At 37.2% G+C, this 17613-nt stretch carries 20 protein-coding genes and 1 tRNA gene; 9 read left to right on the top strand and 12 right to left on the bottom strand.

Annotation, left to right across the window (positions count from 1 at the left end; translation table 11 throughout):
• Positions 1-78: 78 nt before the first annotated feature.
• Both KDJ85_RS06030 and KDJ85_RS06025 read right to left on the bottom strand, forming a co-directional pair.
• Positions 79-1440 carry a sensor histidine kinase gene (locus tag KDJ85_RS06030; protein WP_225818884.1) on the bottom strand — a complete coding sequence of 454 codons (1362 nt, stop codon included), beginning with the start codon at positions 1438-1440 and terminating at the stop codon, positions 79-81.
• Positions 1430-2104 carry a response regulator gene (locus tag KDJ85_RS06025; protein WP_225818883.1) on the bottom strand — a complete coding sequence of 225 codons (675 nt, stop codon included), beginning with the start codon at positions 2102-2104 and terminating at the stop codon, positions 1430-1432. The genes KDJ85_RS06030 and KDJ85_RS06025 overlap by 11 nt, the downstream gene beginning before the upstream one ends.
• Before the next feature lie 171 nt (positions 2105-2275).
• On the opposite strand from KDJ85_RS06025, the gene KDJ85_RS06020 reads away from it, so the two are divergent.
• The gene (locus KDJ85_RS06020) at positions 2276-2521 is read left to right on the top strand and encodes a hypothetical protein (protein WP_225818882.1); all 246 of its coding nucleotides are present in this window, start codon (positions 2276-2278) and stop codon (positions 2519-2521) included.
• A gap of 22 nt (positions 2522-2543) precedes the next feature.
• Positions 2544-3335: a MipA/OmpV family protein gene (locus tag KDJ85_RS06015; RefSeq protein WP_225818881.1), complete on the top strand. Its 792-nt coding sequence runs from the start codon at positions 2544-2546 to the stop codon at positions 3333-3335.
• Positions 3336-3389: 54 nt separating this feature from the next.
• Here KDJ85_RS06015 and KDJ85_RS06010 read toward each other — a convergent pair whose 3' ends face one another.
• On the bottom strand, positions 3390-3650 hold the full coding sequence (locus KDJ85_RS06010; protein ID WP_225818880.1) for a DinI-like family protein: 261 nt from the start codon (positions 3648-3650) through the stop codon (positions 3390-3392).
• A 260-nt stretch (positions 3651-3910) separates the two neighbouring features.
• Between KDJ85_RS06010 and KDJ85_RS06005 the strand changes: the two genes are divergently transcribed.
• A complete protein-coding gene (locus KDJ85_RS06005) occupies positions 3911-4444 on the top strand; it encodes a GNAT family N-acetyltransferase (protein ID WP_225818879.1) in 534 nt (177 codons plus the stop codon).
• 19 nt (positions 4445-4463) lie between these two features.
• Here KDJ85_RS06005 and KDJ85_RS06000 read toward each other — a convergent pair whose 3' ends face one another.
• Entirely contained in the window at positions 4464-4877 is a 414-nt protein-coding gene (locus tag KDJ85_RS06000; protein ID WP_225818878.1) for a GNAT family N-acetyltransferase, read from the bottom strand.
• Positions 4878-4986: 109 nt separating this feature from the next.
• On the opposite strand from KDJ85_RS06000, the gene KDJ85_RS05995 reads away from it, so the two are divergent.
• Entirely contained in the window at positions 4987-5460 is a 474-nt protein-coding gene (locus tag KDJ85_RS05995) for a pentapeptide repeat-containing protein (RefSeq protein ID WP_225818877.1), read from the top strand.
• Positions 5445-5591: a hypothetical protein gene (locus KDJ85_RS05990; RefSeq protein ID WP_225818876.1), complete on the top strand. Its 147-nt coding sequence runs from the start codon at positions 5445-5447 to the stop codon at positions 5589-5591. The genes KDJ85_RS05995 and KDJ85_RS05990 overlap by 16 nt, the downstream gene beginning before the upstream one ends.
• A gap of 61 nt (positions 5592-5652) precedes the next feature.
• On the opposite strand, the gene KDJ85_RS19220 is transcribed toward KDJ85_RS05990, so the two are convergent.
• From KDJ85_RS19220 to KDJ85_RS05970, 5 genes are all read right to left on the bottom strand, one after another.
• Positions 5653-5781: a hypothetical protein gene (locus KDJ85_RS19220; protein ID WP_263974613.1), complete on the bottom strand. Its 129-nt coding sequence runs from the start codon at positions 5779-5781 to the stop codon at positions 5653-5655.
• 246 nt (positions 5782-6027) lie between these two features.
• Entirely contained in the window at positions 6028-7536 is a 1509-nt protein-coding gene (locus KDJ85_RS05985) for a phosphoethanolamine transferase (RefSeq protein ID WP_225818875.1), read from the bottom strand.
• A 242-nt stretch (positions 7537-7778) separates the two neighbouring features.
• A tRNA-Pro gene (locus tag KDJ85_RS05980) sits at positions 7779-7855 on the bottom strand.
• Between the two features lie 73 nt (positions 7856-7928).
• Entirely contained in the window at positions 7929-9644 is a 1716-nt protein-coding gene (gene yejM / locus KDJ85_RS05975; protein ID WP_225818874.1) for an LPS biosynthesis-modulating metalloenzyme YejM, read from the bottom strand.
• Between the two features lie 21 nt (positions 9645-9665).
• Positions 9666-9893, bottom strand: coding sequence for a YejL family protein (locus tag KDJ85_RS05970; protein WP_047755730.1), 228 nt, complete (start codon positions 9891-9893; stop codon positions 9666-9668).
• A gap of 241 nt (positions 9894-10134) precedes the next feature.
• On the opposite strand from KDJ85_RS05970, the gene yejK reads away from it, so the two are divergent.
• On the top strand, positions 10135-11136 hold the full coding sequence (gene yejK / locus KDJ85_RS05965; RefSeq protein WP_225818873.1) for a nucleoid-associated protein YejK: 1002 nt from the start codon (positions 10135-10137) through the stop codon (positions 11134-11136).
• 139 nt (positions 11137-11275) lie between these two features.
• Here the strand turns inward: yejK and rplY are convergent, their stop codons facing one another.
• Positions 11276-11557 (bottom strand): 50S ribosomal protein L25, encoded by a 282-nt coding sequence (gene rplY, locus KDJ85_RS05960; RefSeq protein WP_206082290.1) that lies wholly within the window; start codon positions 11555-11557, stop codon positions 11276-11278.
• A 167-nt stretch (positions 11558-11724) separates the two neighbouring features.
• The gene (gene radD / locus KDJ85_RS05955) at positions 11725-13482 is read right to left on the bottom strand and encodes a DNA repair helicase RadD (protein ID WP_225818872.1); all 1758 of its coding nucleotides are present in this window, start codon (positions 13480-13482) and stop codon (positions 11725-11727) included.
• Positions 13483-13704: 222 nt separating this feature from the next.
• On the opposite strand from radD, the gene rsuA reads away from it, so the two are divergent.
• The 3 genes from rsuA to KDJ85_RS05940 all read left to right on the top strand — a co-directional run bounded on the left by rsuA (position 13705) and on the right by KDJ85_RS05940 (position 16616).
• On the top strand, positions 13705-14412 hold the full coding sequence (rsuA, locus tag KDJ85_RS05950; protein ID WP_225818871.1) for a 16S rRNA pseudouridine(516) synthase RsuA: 708 nt from the start codon (positions 13705-13707) through the stop codon (positions 14410-14412).
• Between the two features lie 17 nt (positions 14413-14429).
• Positions 14430-15614, top strand: a complete 1185-nt coding sequence (locus tag KDJ85_RS05945) for a Bcr/CflA family multidrug efflux MFS transporter (protein WP_225818870.1) — start codon at positions 14430-14432, stop codon at positions 15612-15614.
• A 660-nt stretch (positions 15615-16274) separates the two neighbouring features.
• On the top strand, positions 16275-16616 hold the full coding sequence (locus tag KDJ85_RS05940; RefSeq protein WP_225818869.1) for a YejG family protein: 342 nt from the start codon (positions 16275-16277) through the stop codon (positions 16614-16616).
• 212 nt (positions 16617-16828) lie between these two features.
• Here KDJ85_RS05940 and mepS read toward each other — a convergent pair whose 3' ends face one another.
• Positions 16829-17413 (bottom strand): bifunctional murein DD-endopeptidase/murein LD-carboxypeptidase, encoded by a 585-nt coding sequence (gene mepS / locus KDJ85_RS05935; protein WP_225818868.1) that lies wholly within the window; start codon positions 17411-17413, stop codon positions 16829-16831.
• Positions 17414-17613: the final 200 nt, after the last annotated feature.

Below are 17613 nucleotides of genomic sequence, written 5' to 3'. Positions count from 1 at the left end.
GTAAGTAAATTAACTTAAAGGTGGCTATTGTACCCCTAAAATAATGGGGGTGTTGTTAACTCAATTACAGAATTAGATTTATGGCAAATCAATAATGAAACCAATCCCTCTATTATCTAACCCATCAGTAACTCTAATTGACGCATTAATTTTCATTGCTAAATTATGGGCGATGGATAAACCTAATCCACTCCCTGTTTCCATTGTGCCAGGAACACGGTAAAAGCGAGAGAAAATGAGTTGGCGACTTTGTTCTGGAATGCCTCGCCCATTATCTTGTAATGAAATGGTGGCACCAAAGGGAGTTAAATCTTTAATTGAAACTTTGATTTTGCCTTTTTCAGGGCAATATTTGATCGCATTTTCAATTAAATTGGTAAAGATATTTGTCAGAGCTAGTTTATCTGTGAGCACATAGAATGAGTCTGGGCTTTGCAGTTCAACATCAATATTCTTATTAATTGCATAAGGAACATGGGATGAAATAATGGTGCTGATTAAAGTGGGTATATCGACTTGCTCATTATTTAAGACGAAATCCTCGGCTTCTAAACGGGCTAAATCAATAAGCTGATGAGATAAAGAAGCTGCACGATTTAGTGTCTCCTGCATATCATTAATAATTTCTCCTTTTTCTTTTGGATTATCGATTTGCATTAATAAGTGTAATTGGGCGATAACGGCAGCAATAGGGGTGCGAAGCTCATGTGCGGCATCTGCCATAAAGCGCTTTTCACGCTGATTAGCCGCATCAACACGAGCCATTAAATTATTGATTGCGGCAATAATCGGCCGAATCTCTTTATATTGCTCTTTCACTTCAATAGGCGCTAAATTGCCTGGTTGACGGCTGGAGATAATCTTTGCAGCTTGTCTTAATGGCCTTAGGCTAAAGTAGGCAGTAATGACGATAGCAAGAAGCATGATTGCTAATATAAAAGCGAGAGGTATTGCTGTGCCTTCAGCGGGGGTTCCTAACAAGGAAGTGCGGTCTGCATAGGATTCAGCGATGATAACTTCAAATTTTTTTGAATTATCCCATGCAGATGTAAAATGCCAATCTGGATATTGCTTTGTTAATTCGTTAACTGTTTTTAACGAAGGCACGGCTAGTTTTTCACTATTACGGTAAAGGACATTGCCCAAATTATCTCTAACGACCATAAATGGCCGATAATTGATGCCCTCTCCGCTCTCAATAGCTTCAGTATAGAGATCCTGTAGTATATTCGCGACGTTATTAAAATATTCTGGATTATCAGAAACAACTTCCAGCGTTTTAGCAAATCCAGTCGTAATGATCGCTTGTTGCTTGTTCAATTCTTCATGAATTGAAGGCCAATAGAAAAACTGCAGCCAGCCAACTAATATTAGCCAAAGAAAAATTACAGAGCTAATTTGTAATCCGAAGGTATAAATAAAAAAGGACTTAACTTTCACTTGTTTGAGCTTCTTTTTTTAATAAATAACCGATACCACGGATAGTAATAATGCGGTCTTTACCTATCTTGCGGCGCAAATTATGGATATGAACCTCTAAAGAGTTACTTTCTACATCATCAATACCAAAAAGGCGTTGTTCTAAGTCTGTTTTTCGAACAACATTATCGGCATTCTTAATTAACTCATACAGTAATAAATATTCTTTTCCAGAAAGCAGAAGCAGTTGCTCATTAAGTGTGACTTGGTGATTTAACGGGTTTAATTGCAGATTATCTAATTGCCAAATCTCAGAAGAGAACCCTGCTATTCTGCGGCTTACAGCTTTGACGCGAGATATAAGTTCTGGCATGGCAAAGGGCTTAGTCAAAAAATCATCTGCACCTGAGTCTAAGCTAGAAACCAAATTATCCATCTGATTTCGTGCGGTTAATATAATGATGGGAATTGACTCCCCAGATTGACGCCATGCAATTAATTCTTCCTGACCATCACCATCAGGTAGTCCTAAATCTAATAGCATTAAATCAAAATTACGAGAAGCAAGCTGTGACTTTGCATCTGTAAGTAACCGTACCCAACAGGGGTTAAAACCAGCTAATTCAAGCCCACGGCAAAGTGCTTTTCCCAACTGGAGATCATCTTCTACTAATAGGATATTCATATTATCACCTCTGACCATCAGTATAAGTAGTCAATGGAAACCAGACAATATCTCGCCGTCCCAAGTTCAGCTTAGATTTAAGTTTATCTTAAGGTTGGTTTAACCCAATTTTAAGGTACAAAAATATAGACAGATTATTATTCTAACACCCTCCTAAGAATAAGAGCATTGATGATGAAACAAGCTTTCTATGAAGTACCAATGTTTATTGCAGTTATTCTCATCGCTTTGATCATTATGGGAAAAGATTTCAATAAAACATCAGGCAATTATCTTTCTAGCATAACAATCAATGAAATATCAACATGTATTGATGTTAATAAATGTATTTCGCAGTCGCGTCTTTCTGATGAAAGAAAAAACAAATCAAACCCATTAAAAGAAATTAAAACGTTTTTAAGACAAAAGATTTATTAACCACGATGAGCGTAATTTGAACATGAAAAAAATTGTAGCATTAATAGTTGGTATCTTACCTTGTAGTTGTGTGTTTGCAGGGGAAAGTACATTTGTTGCAGGGGCGGGGATCAATATAGCGCCCGTTTATGAAGGTTCAAAAAAGTACCAGCTTGGGCCAAACTTAGAAGCAACGTATGCATATCTTTCTGATGATTATGGCGTATTTAGTTTAGGTATCGAAGGTGCTGCATGGGGAATAGGCTTAACGGATAATCTCACTTTTGTCAGTTCATTAGGCTATGATTATGGGAGAGATGAAAAAATTGGCTTTCTTGGTAATAAAAACAAAGACCTAAAAGGAATGGGGGACTTAGATGGCTCCTTGCTAGTCGGCGCTGACCTGTCTTATACACTAAATAATTATGAATTTTACATCATGGGTGACATAGCAACAAAAGATAGAAAGTATGGTGGTCGCCATATAGGTCGAACCGTTACTATAGAATTAGGTATGAATACAGACTATGAAATTAATAGCTCATGGGAAATGGAATATAATTTAGCGGCGGTTTGGGGAAATAAAGCCTATAACCAAGCTTATTTTGGTGTTTCCAAACAACAAGCCAGCAAAACTAAATTTGCAGAATATGATGCAGGGAGTGGTTTTAAAGATATTCATGGCTCAGCGATATTAAATTACAATATGGATGACAATTTCACACTATATACTGGTATTGCGGCGTATTATCTAATTGGTGACGCAGGTAAGAGTTCATTAACAGAACAAAAATTAGGTTTTGTGGGGTTAACTGGCTTCCGCTACAAATTTTAAGTCTCCAAAAAAGGAATGCTTATTTATTACTAACATTCCTTTAGTCAATGAAGTTTATTCAGCAGTATTTTCTTCGGGGATCCACCCGTCATCTAACCAAATTTCTTCCAATATTTCTTCAATGCGGATTTTATCTTCAGACATTTTGGTTCCTGAAATGTTTACGCGCTGCTGCGAGCTAAAACCAACACGGGTTACCATATCTGGGTATTGGTTTTGTAATTTACGTAAAATCTCGGATTCAAGCGCGTGTAAAACGCTTGTGCTTGGTTTCTGTGGTGCGTTTTTATCAAATAAAACTTCAATCCTTAACATAATAGCCTCGGCCAATTACTGTGTTAATATACAGTATTTTTGGGCGTATATAGAAAAAAGTCAATATGATCACAAAAATATTTTTTAAATTAATCTGAGTTAAGAACCAATATTTTTATATGAGAAAATAATAAACAATTAAAACAAATAGTTATTTTTTATGCAAATCGGCTTGCAGTGGATAAAATGATTGTCAGATCTAAAAAAAAACGTATTCTAAGAGTGTAATTATGTTCATATAACGATGAGTCTAAGATCAAATGCTACATTCAATCAGAATTTCTAGGGAAAACATAAACGAGAACAATGTTGTTAATCAGCTATATGATCAGGCATTTCCGCTTTATGAGCAGAGAAGTTACCAAGGTCGTAAATCAATTTTGAGTCATGACGACTATTATCTCTATTATTTTACCGATAATAATGTATTTGTTGGTTTTATTGGTTGCTGGAAAATTAATGAATACTTTTACATTGAACATCTCGCCATTTCTGATTCTCTCCGGGGGCAAGGGTATGGTCAGAAAGTATTAAAGCAATTTTGCCATGATGTAGGGCTAGTTATCCTTGAAATTGATCCTGTCATTGATGAAATCAGTCAAAAGCGACTTTCGTTTTATCAGCACTGTGGTTTTCAACAAAACGAATACAAACATGCTCACCCAAGTTATTACCCTGAAAATAAGCCCCATAAGTTAGAAGTATTAAGTTTTCCACAGGCAATAGATAAAGAAACGTATCAGCAATTTAATCAGATGCTACAAACTGTTGTGATGGAAAAATCACTACTATAGACCTGATTGTTAAGTTTTTTTACTTGGCAATGTAGCAGTAAATAAGCTCTGGGTCATTATCATCTAGGTTTTCAATCCAACCACTAGGAATAAAGCCAGTTTTTATCAATAACTGTTGAGTGGCTATATTTGATTTATTAGTTGACGTGAAAACTTTGGCTGTTGGGCTTTTCTTTATCAATTGATTGATTAGTATAAGCCCAAGACCTTGCCGACGATATTGGTTATTGACCATTAATAGTTCAATAAACCCATAGCCAAAAAAATGTGTGTTTATAACACCGTACGCTAATATTTCTTGATTTTTTTCCAATATAAAACAGTCATTCTGTTTTACCCAATGTGTGATTTCATTTAATCGAATATCTGTCGCTACAGTGTCTATTTTGTAGATATTGTCTATGTCATCAATTATTGCTAAACGGCAGTTCATGTGAAGGTATCTTCTAATTTAGTAGGGTGTAGTAGTATAGAGCCAAATAATCTTAATCTTCAATAAATTAGATATGTTTATTGACAAACACAACCTGAAATAGGTATTTATGTGCAAAGTGGAAATAGAGAACCATGGTGAATATTTAGAACAAAAATTTTGTAACTTAGAGCTTGAAAACAAAAGACTAGAGCACATACTTTTTGAGCAGTGCGAATTCATCAATTGTAACTTTACCGGAAGCCGTTTTGTAAGTTGCCGATTTGTCGAATGTACATTTCTAAAATGCAATTTGAGCCTAATCACCATCCCTAATTCCCGTTTTTCTATTTGTGAATTTAATGGGAGTAAATTAGTGGGGATAGATTGGACAAAAGCGCATTGGCCTCGTTTTGATTTTTATTCACAGCTGAGTTTTAAAGGTTGTATTTTAAGCGGTAGCAATTTTTTTGCGCTTAAACTTCATGAAACTCATTTTGATGATTGTCGTTTACACGATATTGATTTTAGAAATGTGGAACTTAATAGGTCTGTGATAACAGATTGTGACTTATCAAACAGTCGTTTATGCAAACTAATTTAACTTCGGCTGATCTTACAGGTACTCATTCTTTTACGATTGATATCCGCCAAAATACCTTAAAGCAGGCTAAATTTTCACGTTTTGAAGCATTAGAGTTGTTATATGGTTTAGATATTCAACTTGTTGATTAACATGTTATAAATTATGAAATCACCCTTTACAGGGGGAACCTGAAAGGGCGATTATTTAATATTACATTGCATACATAAGTCCTATTTGCTTATCTTCAACCTCAATACTAATTTTGTCGCTATCAGGCATTTCAATAGTCGCCAAAGAGATGAAAAAAGCAATGACAATGATGGTATATACGAGAAACATACAAACCTCCCGTAATGCTTGGCGGTGACAGTACTACACGTAAGCATGCTCGCTCAATTTAAGAATAAATGAGTTTTTTAAATTTGGGAATAGAGAAGGGACATTTTTTAAAAGGTTTATTGTTAAAGCTACTTATATTTATCAGGTATTTTATCTGAGCAAATATTAAAATATAAAAAAATCAACCAGATAGGCTGATTTTTTGAATTAGATTAATGTGTAAAACTCGAAGTAATAAAGTTTTCGTTATTCTTTTAGGCTATCATCAGTTAAATCATCAAAATTAATAATCTGTTGATCAAAGTTGGTAACCTTATTTTGATTATCACATTGGTCATTAGATAGCATTTTACAAGACGTACTTATCGACTCTTCTTTAATGCCCATCCAATCAGCGATTAAGTTAAAGAAATTAAGTCCACTCCTTCGAGCTGATATAAATTCGCGCATTTGCGAGTCTGAAGAGGTAATAAAAAGCGGTGGTTCAAAATTTTGTTTACGTTTATCGCCATGAATCAAATCTTTTTGATTATCAATAAAAGAAAGACCATGATCCGAAAAATAGAGCATAGACCATGATTTTTCGGTTTCTAATAATCTTTCATATATCTGAGATAGCAGTAAATCCGTATTTTTTATACTCTGTATGTAGCATGATAGATCTTTACTTCTATAGAACTCGTCATAAGTGTTTTCAATTCGAGTACAGAAAGGCGAATGGCTTCCTATTAAATGCACAACAATAAGTTTTTTCTTTGCGGGGGCACTAAGTACCTGAAAAAACTTAGGGAGAATAGGACCGTCATCTGAGATCACATCATTAGATATTTTTGAATTACCGCTCACGAAATAAGCTTCATTTGCCCTTCTTGCAATAGAAGCAACTGGCCCATCATGTTTGCCACTTTGACCCTGCCTTGATATCCAAAACGTACTAAACCCTGCTTTATTTGCAAGAGTAATAATATTGTTAGGCATAGTTGGATAAACAGAAAGACTTCTAGAGAGGGACAGATTCGTAGAACCTGCTGCTGAGATATAATTGTTAAAAAATACGCCATTTATATTGCTCATAAATGGTGTATTATTTATTTTAAATCCATAATTATGCATAAAATCGCGGCGTACACTTTCGCCTATAACAATAACATATGTATCATATTGACTGTTTACAGTTAGTGGGCCAAAGGTATCATCACCTTCTATCGATTTTTTTTCTTTATTCAAGTAATCCAGATAATATAAACTTTCAGCAAAAAACCTAATTTCAGGTAAGCCTGATGTTAGAAGAAACTTAGTACTATTGTTATAGATAGCTTTAACTGGTTGTATCATCGCAATGATGATAAAAACAGATAAAAATAAATGTCGAGTTTTTATACTGGCACTAAGCTTAAATCGACTAACAGCAAAACCAAAAACAAAGATGATTACGGAGATAAGATAGTATTTTAGGTTTATATTTGTCAGAAAGCCTTTCGCTTCTTCTGTATTGGTATAATAGAACGATGAAAAAATATTATAATCAGGTGCCCCGTATAGCATCGCAACGGGAAAATATAAGGATGCGATAATTGAGTAAAATAGGATAAGCCCGACATAGATTTTACGGTATGGATTTACGTATATTGCTAACCCAACAATAGATAACACATAAAATGGCTTAAAAAGATATCCCATTGCGAAATGGATTAATGAAAAAAATGTGAATAGTAGCAGTATGGCTATTGTATTTTTTTTATTTAAAAATGACATTTTTCTCTCGTTATACTAATACGATAACCAAATGAATTACCGGATATTTTAAATAGATAAGGTAATATGTTCATACTAGGGTGACTGAATTTTTGTGGCATCAATATGATTAATGTCGATACATTATCCAGATAACTTTACAACTCTGAAACTAGAATAGGTAATGTTTTAATCTAAATACATTAAAATCCAAGATGCTATAAAAAAACCAACCGTAATTGGTTGGTTTTTCTAAGGAATTTTGGTCGGCATGAGAGGATTTGAACCTCCGACCCCTGACACCCCATGACAGTGCGCTACCAAGCTGCGCTACATGCCGAACTATGATTTATACTACCCAATTTGGTCTTAAAATCAAGAGGTCTATGTTGAGACTGATTGATAATTAAGCACTAATTTTCATTAAATCGTTTTAATTCTGTAAAAATTTTCAGAAGCTCAGCCAAGTTAGGTTTTGCATCTTTTTCAATAACACCTTGTTTATCATAAATATTAAATTGCCCATTATGATCCATATACAAAGTAGCATTGTCAGTGGTAATGACCACATCATTGTCATCCCCAGTAATCACCCACGGGTATATGCGCTGGTTACTGAATAAATCTTCACCTTGGCTGTAATCATCTGTTTGATTATTCACATGTAACAACCGTTGCATTAATGTCGTCATAATGTCTTGATGACTAGTTAACTTGCCAATTTGTTGAGCAGGTGTATTTGGCCAATAAATAAATAAAGGGACGTGCATTTGATCGCGATTAAAGTTCTTATCGCTTAGCCAATCCTCTTCTTGTTTACCTTGCTTATTATAATTAGCAGTAATAATGACAATGGTATTTTCAAGGCGATTATCGCGTTTCAATGTTGCGATAACTTGGTCAATTTGTGTGTTAGTTTTTGGGCTGCCTGGTATGCCTTTGATATTCAAGAAAGAGAACCAAGGAGCATCATGTTTAAGGTTATCTAACCAGCTAATCCATTGATTAATAGTTAGGCTATCATTATCTGCTGTTTTAGCAGGTAATGAGTAATCGGATAAAATGGCTTGACGGAACAGTGGTGAGTTAAATCCATCTGTTGAAAACAGACCAAACTGATAACCTTGATGTTGTAGCGCTTCAACCAAGACTGAAGGGTGACGGCCATTAAGAATGTTATCAAGATAAGTCGACGAGATGCCATAGAAGAGACCAAATAAGGCAGTGTCATCGCGTAAACCTGCAGTATAGTGATTCGTAAACTGCGTACTCATTTCTCTAAAGCTGTTAAGGGAGCTCATTGTTGTTTGTTGAGCTTCATTACCGAGATCGTCCACGACCAGTAAGAGTAAATTATACCCTGTACCTTGGTCGTAGTAACTCAAAGGTTTAAGAGGGTAATTAAGCTTCAGAGCGGTAGGGCTACCATGTTGGAATACCCGATTTTGGTGCTCGGTAAGATCCAATAAACCATATCGGTCTAATAATTTACGAGCCGTCATCGGTTGTGATAACGGGTAGTTATAACGCTGCATCGTGATTGGACGATAAAAATTCGCATCGGCCCACGCATACATCAAATGTGACATAATGAATGTCACAATGAAAATGCCTGCTAGGGGCTTACCAAACGTTTGGCGGTTTAAACTTCGTAGTTTTTGCCAACTCCAAGTTGCAAACAGCATTTCTACCAAGAAAATAATGGGGATACTGATAAACATCAGTTGCCACTCACGAGCCATCTCTCCCTTGACTGGATTGATGACTAAATCCCAAACTTGCGGTGTTAGATGAAGGCCAAATTGGCTAAAAACACGGATATCAAAAATTAGGAGTGTAATACCCGCAGTGGCAAGCGCAACAAAAATTAGCCTCAGCAGCCGCTGAGACATCACAATAAAGGTCAGTGGAAAAATAATGAGTAGGTAAGCGGCAAAGACCACAAAACTAAAATGACCTAACCAACTGACGAAGGCGTAGATACGGCCAGCTAAGGTGTCTGGCCAATCAAAAATAAACAGATAGCTACTACTTAACACGAGGCTAAGCAGTATATTAAATAGTGCAAACCAGTGTCCCCAACCAATCATGTTAGAGACTTTGTCACGGTAGCGCTGATGGGTGACCATACTGTTTATTTCATTAATCTGTTAGTGTGATTTATCTTCTTTTACAGAAGAAAGTAACGCATTGGCAAAGGATTCTGCAATCATTTTACGTTGTGCGGGGGCAACTGACGTATTGAGCAGGTTCGTTACCATGTTACCTAACACCATTAGGGAAAGGTCAACAGGGGTATGGTTTTTTTCTAACACACTCACGAGGTCAGAGAGTAAACCTTCAACTTTTTCATCACTATAGCGAGATGATTGTGGCATAAATTGAGACATCCTAAATTAATGAAAGCTCCATATCATAGCGTATAGCCGCATGTTTTTCTTCTTTCTTCGCAACAAATTTTTGTTTAAGTGATAATAATGCTTATTCAGATTCAAAAAGTGTGTATTAGTTCAGCATTTTCTGATGAAAAATAAGGCAAATGATAGTTTCTATTGCAGCGTATAGATATCAATGTTTGAATACGCGCGATAATATTTCTGCTAGAAGAAGGAGCCAACAATGAGTCTGGAAATTACCCAGATAGCCTTACATCAGTTGATTAAGCGAGATGAACAAACCTTAGAGGTGATGTTACGGGATTCTTTATTGACGGCTGATGATGTCGTGCAAGACATGATGGCAGAATTGCACCGTGTTTACAGCGCAAAAAGTAAAGCCTTTGGTGAATTTAATGAAGAAAGTGAGTTAGCTGATGCATTAAAGCTCTTACGCAAGGGTGAAGAAGAATTTTTAGGTTTTAGCCGTGCGATGACGGTTCGCTTAAAGGATGAACTTGCGAAATACCCATTTGCTGAGGGGGGGATTGTTCTTTTCTGCCAATACCGTTATCTTGCCGTCGAATATTTATTGATTTCTGTTCTTAATAGCTGCGATAGCATGTTTGTCACAGATACATTAGATTTAGGGACGACACATTATTTAGATATTCCACACGCAGATATCGTTGCACGTATTGATTTAACCGAGTGGGAAACCAATCCAGACTCGAAACGCTACTTAACATTCTTAAAAGGTCGAGTAGGGCGTAAAGTATCTGATTTCTTTATGGATTTTTTAGCAGCATCTGAAGGTTTGAATGCGAAAGTGCAGAACAAAGGTTTAGTCCAAGCGTTGGATGATTTTTGTGATAATGCTCAGATGGATAAAAACACTCGTCAAGCATATCGTCAACAAGTGCATAGTTACTGCACTGAACAGCTGCAATCTGGCGAAGAAATTGAATTACAGGAATTGGCGAAAGAATTGCCACTGGTAGAAGAGCAAAGCTTTGATGATTTTGCTCGTCAAAATGATTACCAATTAGCGGAAAGCTTCCCAGCAGATAGGGGAACACTTAAACAACTGACTAAATTTTCAGGTAGTGGTGGCGGTATAACGATTAGCTTTGATGCCATGTTGATGGGCGAACGTATTTTTTGGGATCCAGTGACAGATACATTAACCATTCGTGGTACTCCGCCAAACTTACGCGACCAATTACAGCGTCGTGGTAGCAAATAAGATTCTTAGAATAGCTGGCTTAGTGTATTGGTGATATTTATTGATGCACAAAATAAAGTTTTAGAAATAAATAACGCCGCAATTGCGGCGTTATTTACTCGGCGTCCCGAAATTTCTAAAGCTCGGCTGTGGGCTTTAATTAAGCGCGCAGGAAGTCAATGTGCGTCACTTTTGGCTTAAATGGGTGACGTTGAACAGCCTGAACTTTTACTTTTGTTTCTTTACCATCGATAACCAGAGTCAGAACTTCGTAAAATTCTGCTTTGCTTTCTTGGTTAATAACTTCATCGTGGCTCAGAGTGATAGAGATAGGCTCTTGGTTACCACCGTAAACGATAGCTGGAAGCTGATTATCTCTGCGCAGGCGGCGGCTCGCACCCTTACCCTGCTCTTTACGTTCAATTGCATTGATAGTTAACATTACTATTTCTCTATAAAAAGAAAATATAAATTCCTGCTACAGGCGACCCAGCAGCAGGTTCGAGATTTGGCCTAGGAATAACGCATTTTGGAAAATGAGATATTTGAAGGCGGCGGCATTTTATCGAAAAAACCGCCATCCAGCAATCTTTAAGATCGTTTATTGTGTCAGGAAAGGGAGTTTGCGATGCGAAACCGCCCTTGATAATCAAAAATTTTCTCTCTAATTTCCCAATAACGGTCTTTTTTCCTTGCAACGATAAATTGTGGGTAACGTAATAATGATTGCTGCAAAATAATGTCATTTGCATTATTCCATTTAAATGGAATACCTGGTGCTCGTTGGTGCTCACGCAAAAAACGGTATTCAAATACACGACGCTGAGAGGGGGTTGTTAAGCGATAACGTTCTGAGACGCTAGTGCCATCTTCATCATAATAGTTTATTTTTATCCATTCACCTTTTGCATCATTACCAGAGATAAATTGCATACCGCCACAGCGAATAATCAGTGCATCTTTTAATTTTAATGCTGCTTTGAGCATGTCATCAGGATCAGTAAGGACTTCTTGACACTTTTGGCAGCGGCGAGCTGCGATATCATTTTCAGCACCACAGTGGGGACATTGCTTAAAACGAAAGCGGAACTCACATTGTTGCTTTTGACCATGATCATCTTCTTCCCAGCCTTGGCAACGACGGCCATAGTGCTCAATAATTTGCCCATCAGTAGTACATTTTCCCCAAAACACATTGGCAAATTGGCAAAGAGGGCAAAAAACTTGAACAGGGACACTGGCGGAGTTTGGTTTACTGCAACCGACTTCAGGGCGATATAAATCATGAGGATTACCCGCATAATCTAAAATCAAGCATTGGGTTTTCCCCTGGCAAAGACGTAACCCACGACCTACAATTTGCTGATATAAACTAACTGATTCAGTTGGGCGCAAAATTGCAATCACATCAACATGGGGGGCATCAAAGCCAGTGGTTAGAACAGAAACGTTGACAAGATAATGTAATTCTCTGTTTTTAAATTGATTAATAATAGCTTGTCTATCAGATGCAGGTGTTTCGGCGGTGACTAATGCGGCAGATTTTACAGGTAAATAACCCAAAATTTCTTTTGCGTGCTCGACGGTAGCCGCAAAAATCATACAGCCTTGCAGTGGTGCGGCATATTCAATGATTTGTGCAACAATTTTAGGTGTAATACGTTGTTGTTTTTGTAGTGAAAGGTTTAACTCTTGCTCATTAAAAATACCCGCAGATGTTAGCGAAACTTGGCTAAAATCATACTGTAAAACAGGCATATCTAAGCGTTCAGGGGGAACTAAAAACTTATTTTTAATCATGTAATGCAGAGGCAGCTCATAAATACAATCTCGGAAAAAACAATTTTCATCACCTCGAACTATGCCATGATAATGATATTGGTAAATCCACCCGCTACCTAAACGGTAAGGGGTAGCAGTTAAGCCCAGAATCCGTAAGGCTGTATTGCTTTTTTGTAGATGCTGAATGATTTGCTGGTATTGGCTTTTATCATTCAAACTGATGCGATGGCACTCATCAATGATCACTAATGAAAACTGTCCATTAAAAGCAGCAAGGTTACGAGCGACAGACTGTACGCTGCCAAAAACGACTTTATCTTGTGATTCTTTTCGATTCAGCCCTGCAGCAAAAATATCCGCCTCGAGGCCATAGGCGAGATATTTACTGTGATTTTGCTCGACCAATTCTTTAACATGGGCCAAGACCAGTACTCGCCCACGGGCAAGACGTGCCAATTCAGCAATCACCAAACTTTTCCCTGCACCGGTAGGCAGCACAATAACGGCGGGCTGAGTGTGTTTGCGAAAGTAGTGGAGCGTCGCGTCGACGGCTTCTTGTTGGTATGGGCGTAAGGAAAAAGACATATTGCTCAGTATTGGTTAAAAAAACAGGTGAATGAGGTTAAATTTAATTTAAAACAATGACTCTGTCTAAAAATGCATGTTGTTTCATGGAAACTATCCCTTAACTAGGGTTATTGTTATAATGAATTATGTGATAGTAATCACAACAACCTTTCATTCTTTATTCTGACAGTTAGGCGCTATTGTACGCTTCGCTGGCAATCCATCAAGTTAAGAGAATCTATGCGACTGGATAAATTTTTGTCCCAGCAATTAGGGATAAGCCGGAGTTTGGTAGCACGCGAATTGCGTGCAGGTCTTGTTACGATTGACGATGAAGTGGTCAAATCAGGGGCATTCCAAGTCACGCTTGACCATGAAGTCGCTTATGATGGAAATGTGTTAGTACAAGTCACGGGGCCGCGTTATTTTATGTTACATAAGCCTCAGGGGTACATCTGTTCTACCGATGACCCAACACATCCTACCATTCTTTATTTTATTGATGAGCCGCTTGCACAAAAGCTTCATTCTGCGGGGCGCTTAGATATTGATACGACAGGATTAGTGCTGCTAACCGATGATGGACAGTGGTCACATCGCATTACATCGCCTAAACATCATTGTGAGAAAACGTACCGTGTTCAATTAAGTGAAGATATTGCCACTGATGTTGCCAAGCAATTCGAGCAAGGCATCATGTTAAATGGTGAAAAGTACCCAACAAAACCCGCACAACTCGAAATTATCAGTCCTCGTGATGTTCGCTTAACTATCAGCGAAGGCCGTTATCATCAAGTTAAACGAATGTTTGCTGCGGTAGGAAACCATGTTTGTGGATTGCACCGTGAGCGAGTAGGGGATATTTATTTGGATGAGACTCTTGAGCAAGGCGAGTATCGCCCACTGACAGATGAAGAAATTAATAGCATTAATGTACCACGTAAATAAAAGCAGGAGTCTATAGCGTGCAACAGCAGCGTTCATCCTATTTGGGGCTGATTTTAATATTAGGTTTATTGTCTATGCTAATGCCATTGGCTATTGACATGTACCTACCTAGCTTTCCGACGATGATGCAGTATTTTAATGTTGATGAGGGGCGCATTCAAATGACGCTCAACAGCTACATTTTTGGTTTTGCGATTGGGCAACTTTTTTATGGACCAATGGCGGACAGCATCGGTCGTAAACCCGTAATTTTGGGTGGAGTCATTGTTTTTGCTATCGCATCGGCTGCTTGTGCAGTCACCGAATCAATTGATTCACTTATTTGGTTACGCTTTTTGCATGGTTTTGCCGCCGCAGCCGCTAGTGTAGTGATTAACGCATTGATGCGCGATATGTTTACGCGCGACGAATTTTCTAGAAGTATGTCATTTGTGGTATTGGTGATGACGATCGCACCTTTATTGGCTCCTATTTTAGGTGGCGAATTGATGCGTTGGTTCTCATGGCATGCGATTTTCTGGAGCATTGCCATTGCGGCAGTTATTGCAGTGATTTTAGTGAGCTTTTTTGTGCGTGAAACATTACCCGTTACGAAAAGGCAAAAATTCCACATTGGCACAACATTACGTCAGTTTGCGACCTTATTTAGGGCAAAGCAAGTTTTGTTCTATATACTGGCGAGTTCATTTTCGTTTGCAGGGATGTTTTCATTCTTAAATGCAGGTGCATTTGTTTATATCGACCTAAATGGCGTTTCTCCTCAACACTTCGGTTACTATTTTGGTATTAACATCATTTTTCTCTTCATTATGACGACTATTAACAGTCGCTATGTTAGGCGCTTTGGCGCAGAGAAGATGCTGTATTTTGGTATTATTATTCAGTTTATTATGGGGATTTGGTTATTAGGCACAACCGCATTTAGTCTTGATTTTTGGACGTTAGTTATTGGTGTCGCCATTTATGTCAGTGGAATCGCAATGATTACATCTAATGCGATGGCTGTGATCCTTGATAATTACCCACATATTGCAGGAACGGTCTCTTCTTTAGCAGGAACGATTCGTTTTTCAATTGGTGCACTAGTAGGAACATTATTATCACTGATCCCCGCTAAAAATGCGTGGCCAATGGTAGGTTCGATGGTGGCTTGTGTCGCTTTATCGATGCTTTTTGTTTTGCTAGCCAAAAAAGCGAAATAATCTCTAAGTTATCAGCTTCATGGATGAAACTGATAATTTGTTCTCACCTTTTATTTCCTCGAATATTCTTATTTTCCCTTAAGTAGTCTCTTACCATTCACATTATATTGAGTTTTTTCAGTGTTACTGTTCGGTAATTTCGATTAGTTTATTTGTGGTATTAAATTACATGCTGAAAAATGATCTAAATCAATTATCATTAGTGTGCTTTTTGTTAAATTTATGTTTTTAATGATACTCAAAATGGGATTGACAGTGCTAATTGAAAATAACTACTCATCAAAAATTTGAATGATTATTGCTATTTTTATTTGGCAAATGTAAAAAATAGTTAAATGATTTACCGACCATGTTGAGGGCTAATGTCAAAATTAATTTAATTTTTAATATTTTTAGCAAAAAAATAGACATGCAATGATTTGTGTCACAAAAATTTAACGACACATCATAATTTTAATGTTATATTTAGGTTCTAATATTTAACATTGTTGTTACTTTTTTGTTGTGTTAAAGCTTCGGTTTGAACGAGTAATATTTTGAAGTCAAAAATTGACGTCAAAGAACACACAGGATATAGGGGCATTACTCAATGTTAGGTTTGTTTGCAGGGCTATTTCCTGTAATTAGGCAAAATACCAATTGTTTTAATAGGATATTTTTGTGGAAAAATTAGGTCTTTCGGTGGTGCACAGGCTACCGCAAAGCTACCGCTGGTTATCAGGCAAAATAGGAACAGATGTAGAAGTTGTGCCTATGAATGATGTTGATAGCGATAATCTTGTGGGGCTAAAATTACTTAGTCATGACTGTGCAACAGATTGTATAGCGATGCAGAAATTGTCTGAATCGTTATCTGATATGCAAATTTCAAGTGCTATCTTAGAATGGCAGAAGGAAGTTTGCTTGTTTATTCATGCAAATGATGAATTGGCTGCAATGTGCCGTTTAAAAGCAACGGGGGTAGCAATTGCAGAGCTATCTTCAGGCTTTTATTGTTCTTAGTTAGCTTGAGCTGTAATGTTTTTAATGGGGAAGATATTGTTGTGTCTGACTCATTTTATGGTGGTTAGTAAGGGTAGGTATTTGTATTGGCGTCAAAAAGATTATTTTACGCAATAATGGCAGTTTTCATTTTTACATGATGGCAAATATAAAAAAAGCTTCCAGTTTTGGAAGCTTTTTTTATAGGTAAGGGGGTAGGGGGTTACTGAAAATTAGGAGCCGTTGATAATCCGACGACTTGCATAATACCTTTTACTCCAATAACTATTAGACATTTCAGAAACAATGACACCACTGCTAGTTGATGCATGAACAAATTTTTCATCACCAATGTAAATGCCAACGTGTTTCATTGTACGACCTGTTTTAAACAGAACAATGTCACCCACTTTTAAATTATTACGCTTTACGCTTTTGCCTGAAGATTCTTGTTCTGACGTTGTACGAGGTAATTCAACGCCGAATTGTTCAAAGAAGGTGCGTTGAACAAAGCTTGAACAATCAATGCCGCTTTTAGTGGTTCCGCCTAGGCGATAAGCAACACCTTTCCAATTTGCATATTGGTTCATGATTTTAGATTTAGTGTCAACACTTTGCACTAATTCTTCAAATTCGTCTTGGGATGCCATTGTTAAAGAGTCGCCTGCGGCACTGTTTAACATACGAACATCTGATTTAGCAGTATATTGAGTATTTTTTGTCGACTTCGGGTTGGTACATGCTGTGAGTGTCACGGCAATAGCAACTGCCGGAACAATGCGCCAAGCATAGCGCTTAAGTTTTTCAGAGGTTAACATTCTTATATATATCCCTTACCATTTCTTTATCGCATTATTGTGTAAAGAGACACAACAAAACTAAACTTTTCCCTGTGAAAAACGCATTGATAAATAAGAGTGTGCTTTTCGCAGAAAGTGTTTATCACGCCATCTAAATCTTTACTGAATCAGAGGTTTCTTGTGACCTTATTGAGTATAGACGAAAGCTCAATATTTGC

The sequence above is a fragment of the Providencia vermicola genome (assembly GCF_020381325.1).
GTDB classification, from domain to species: Bacteria; Pseudomonadota; Gammaproteobacteria; order Enterobacterales; family Enterobacteriaceae; genus Providencia; species Providencia vermicola.
This window is presented reverse-complemented; position numbering and strand designations above follow the sequence as displayed.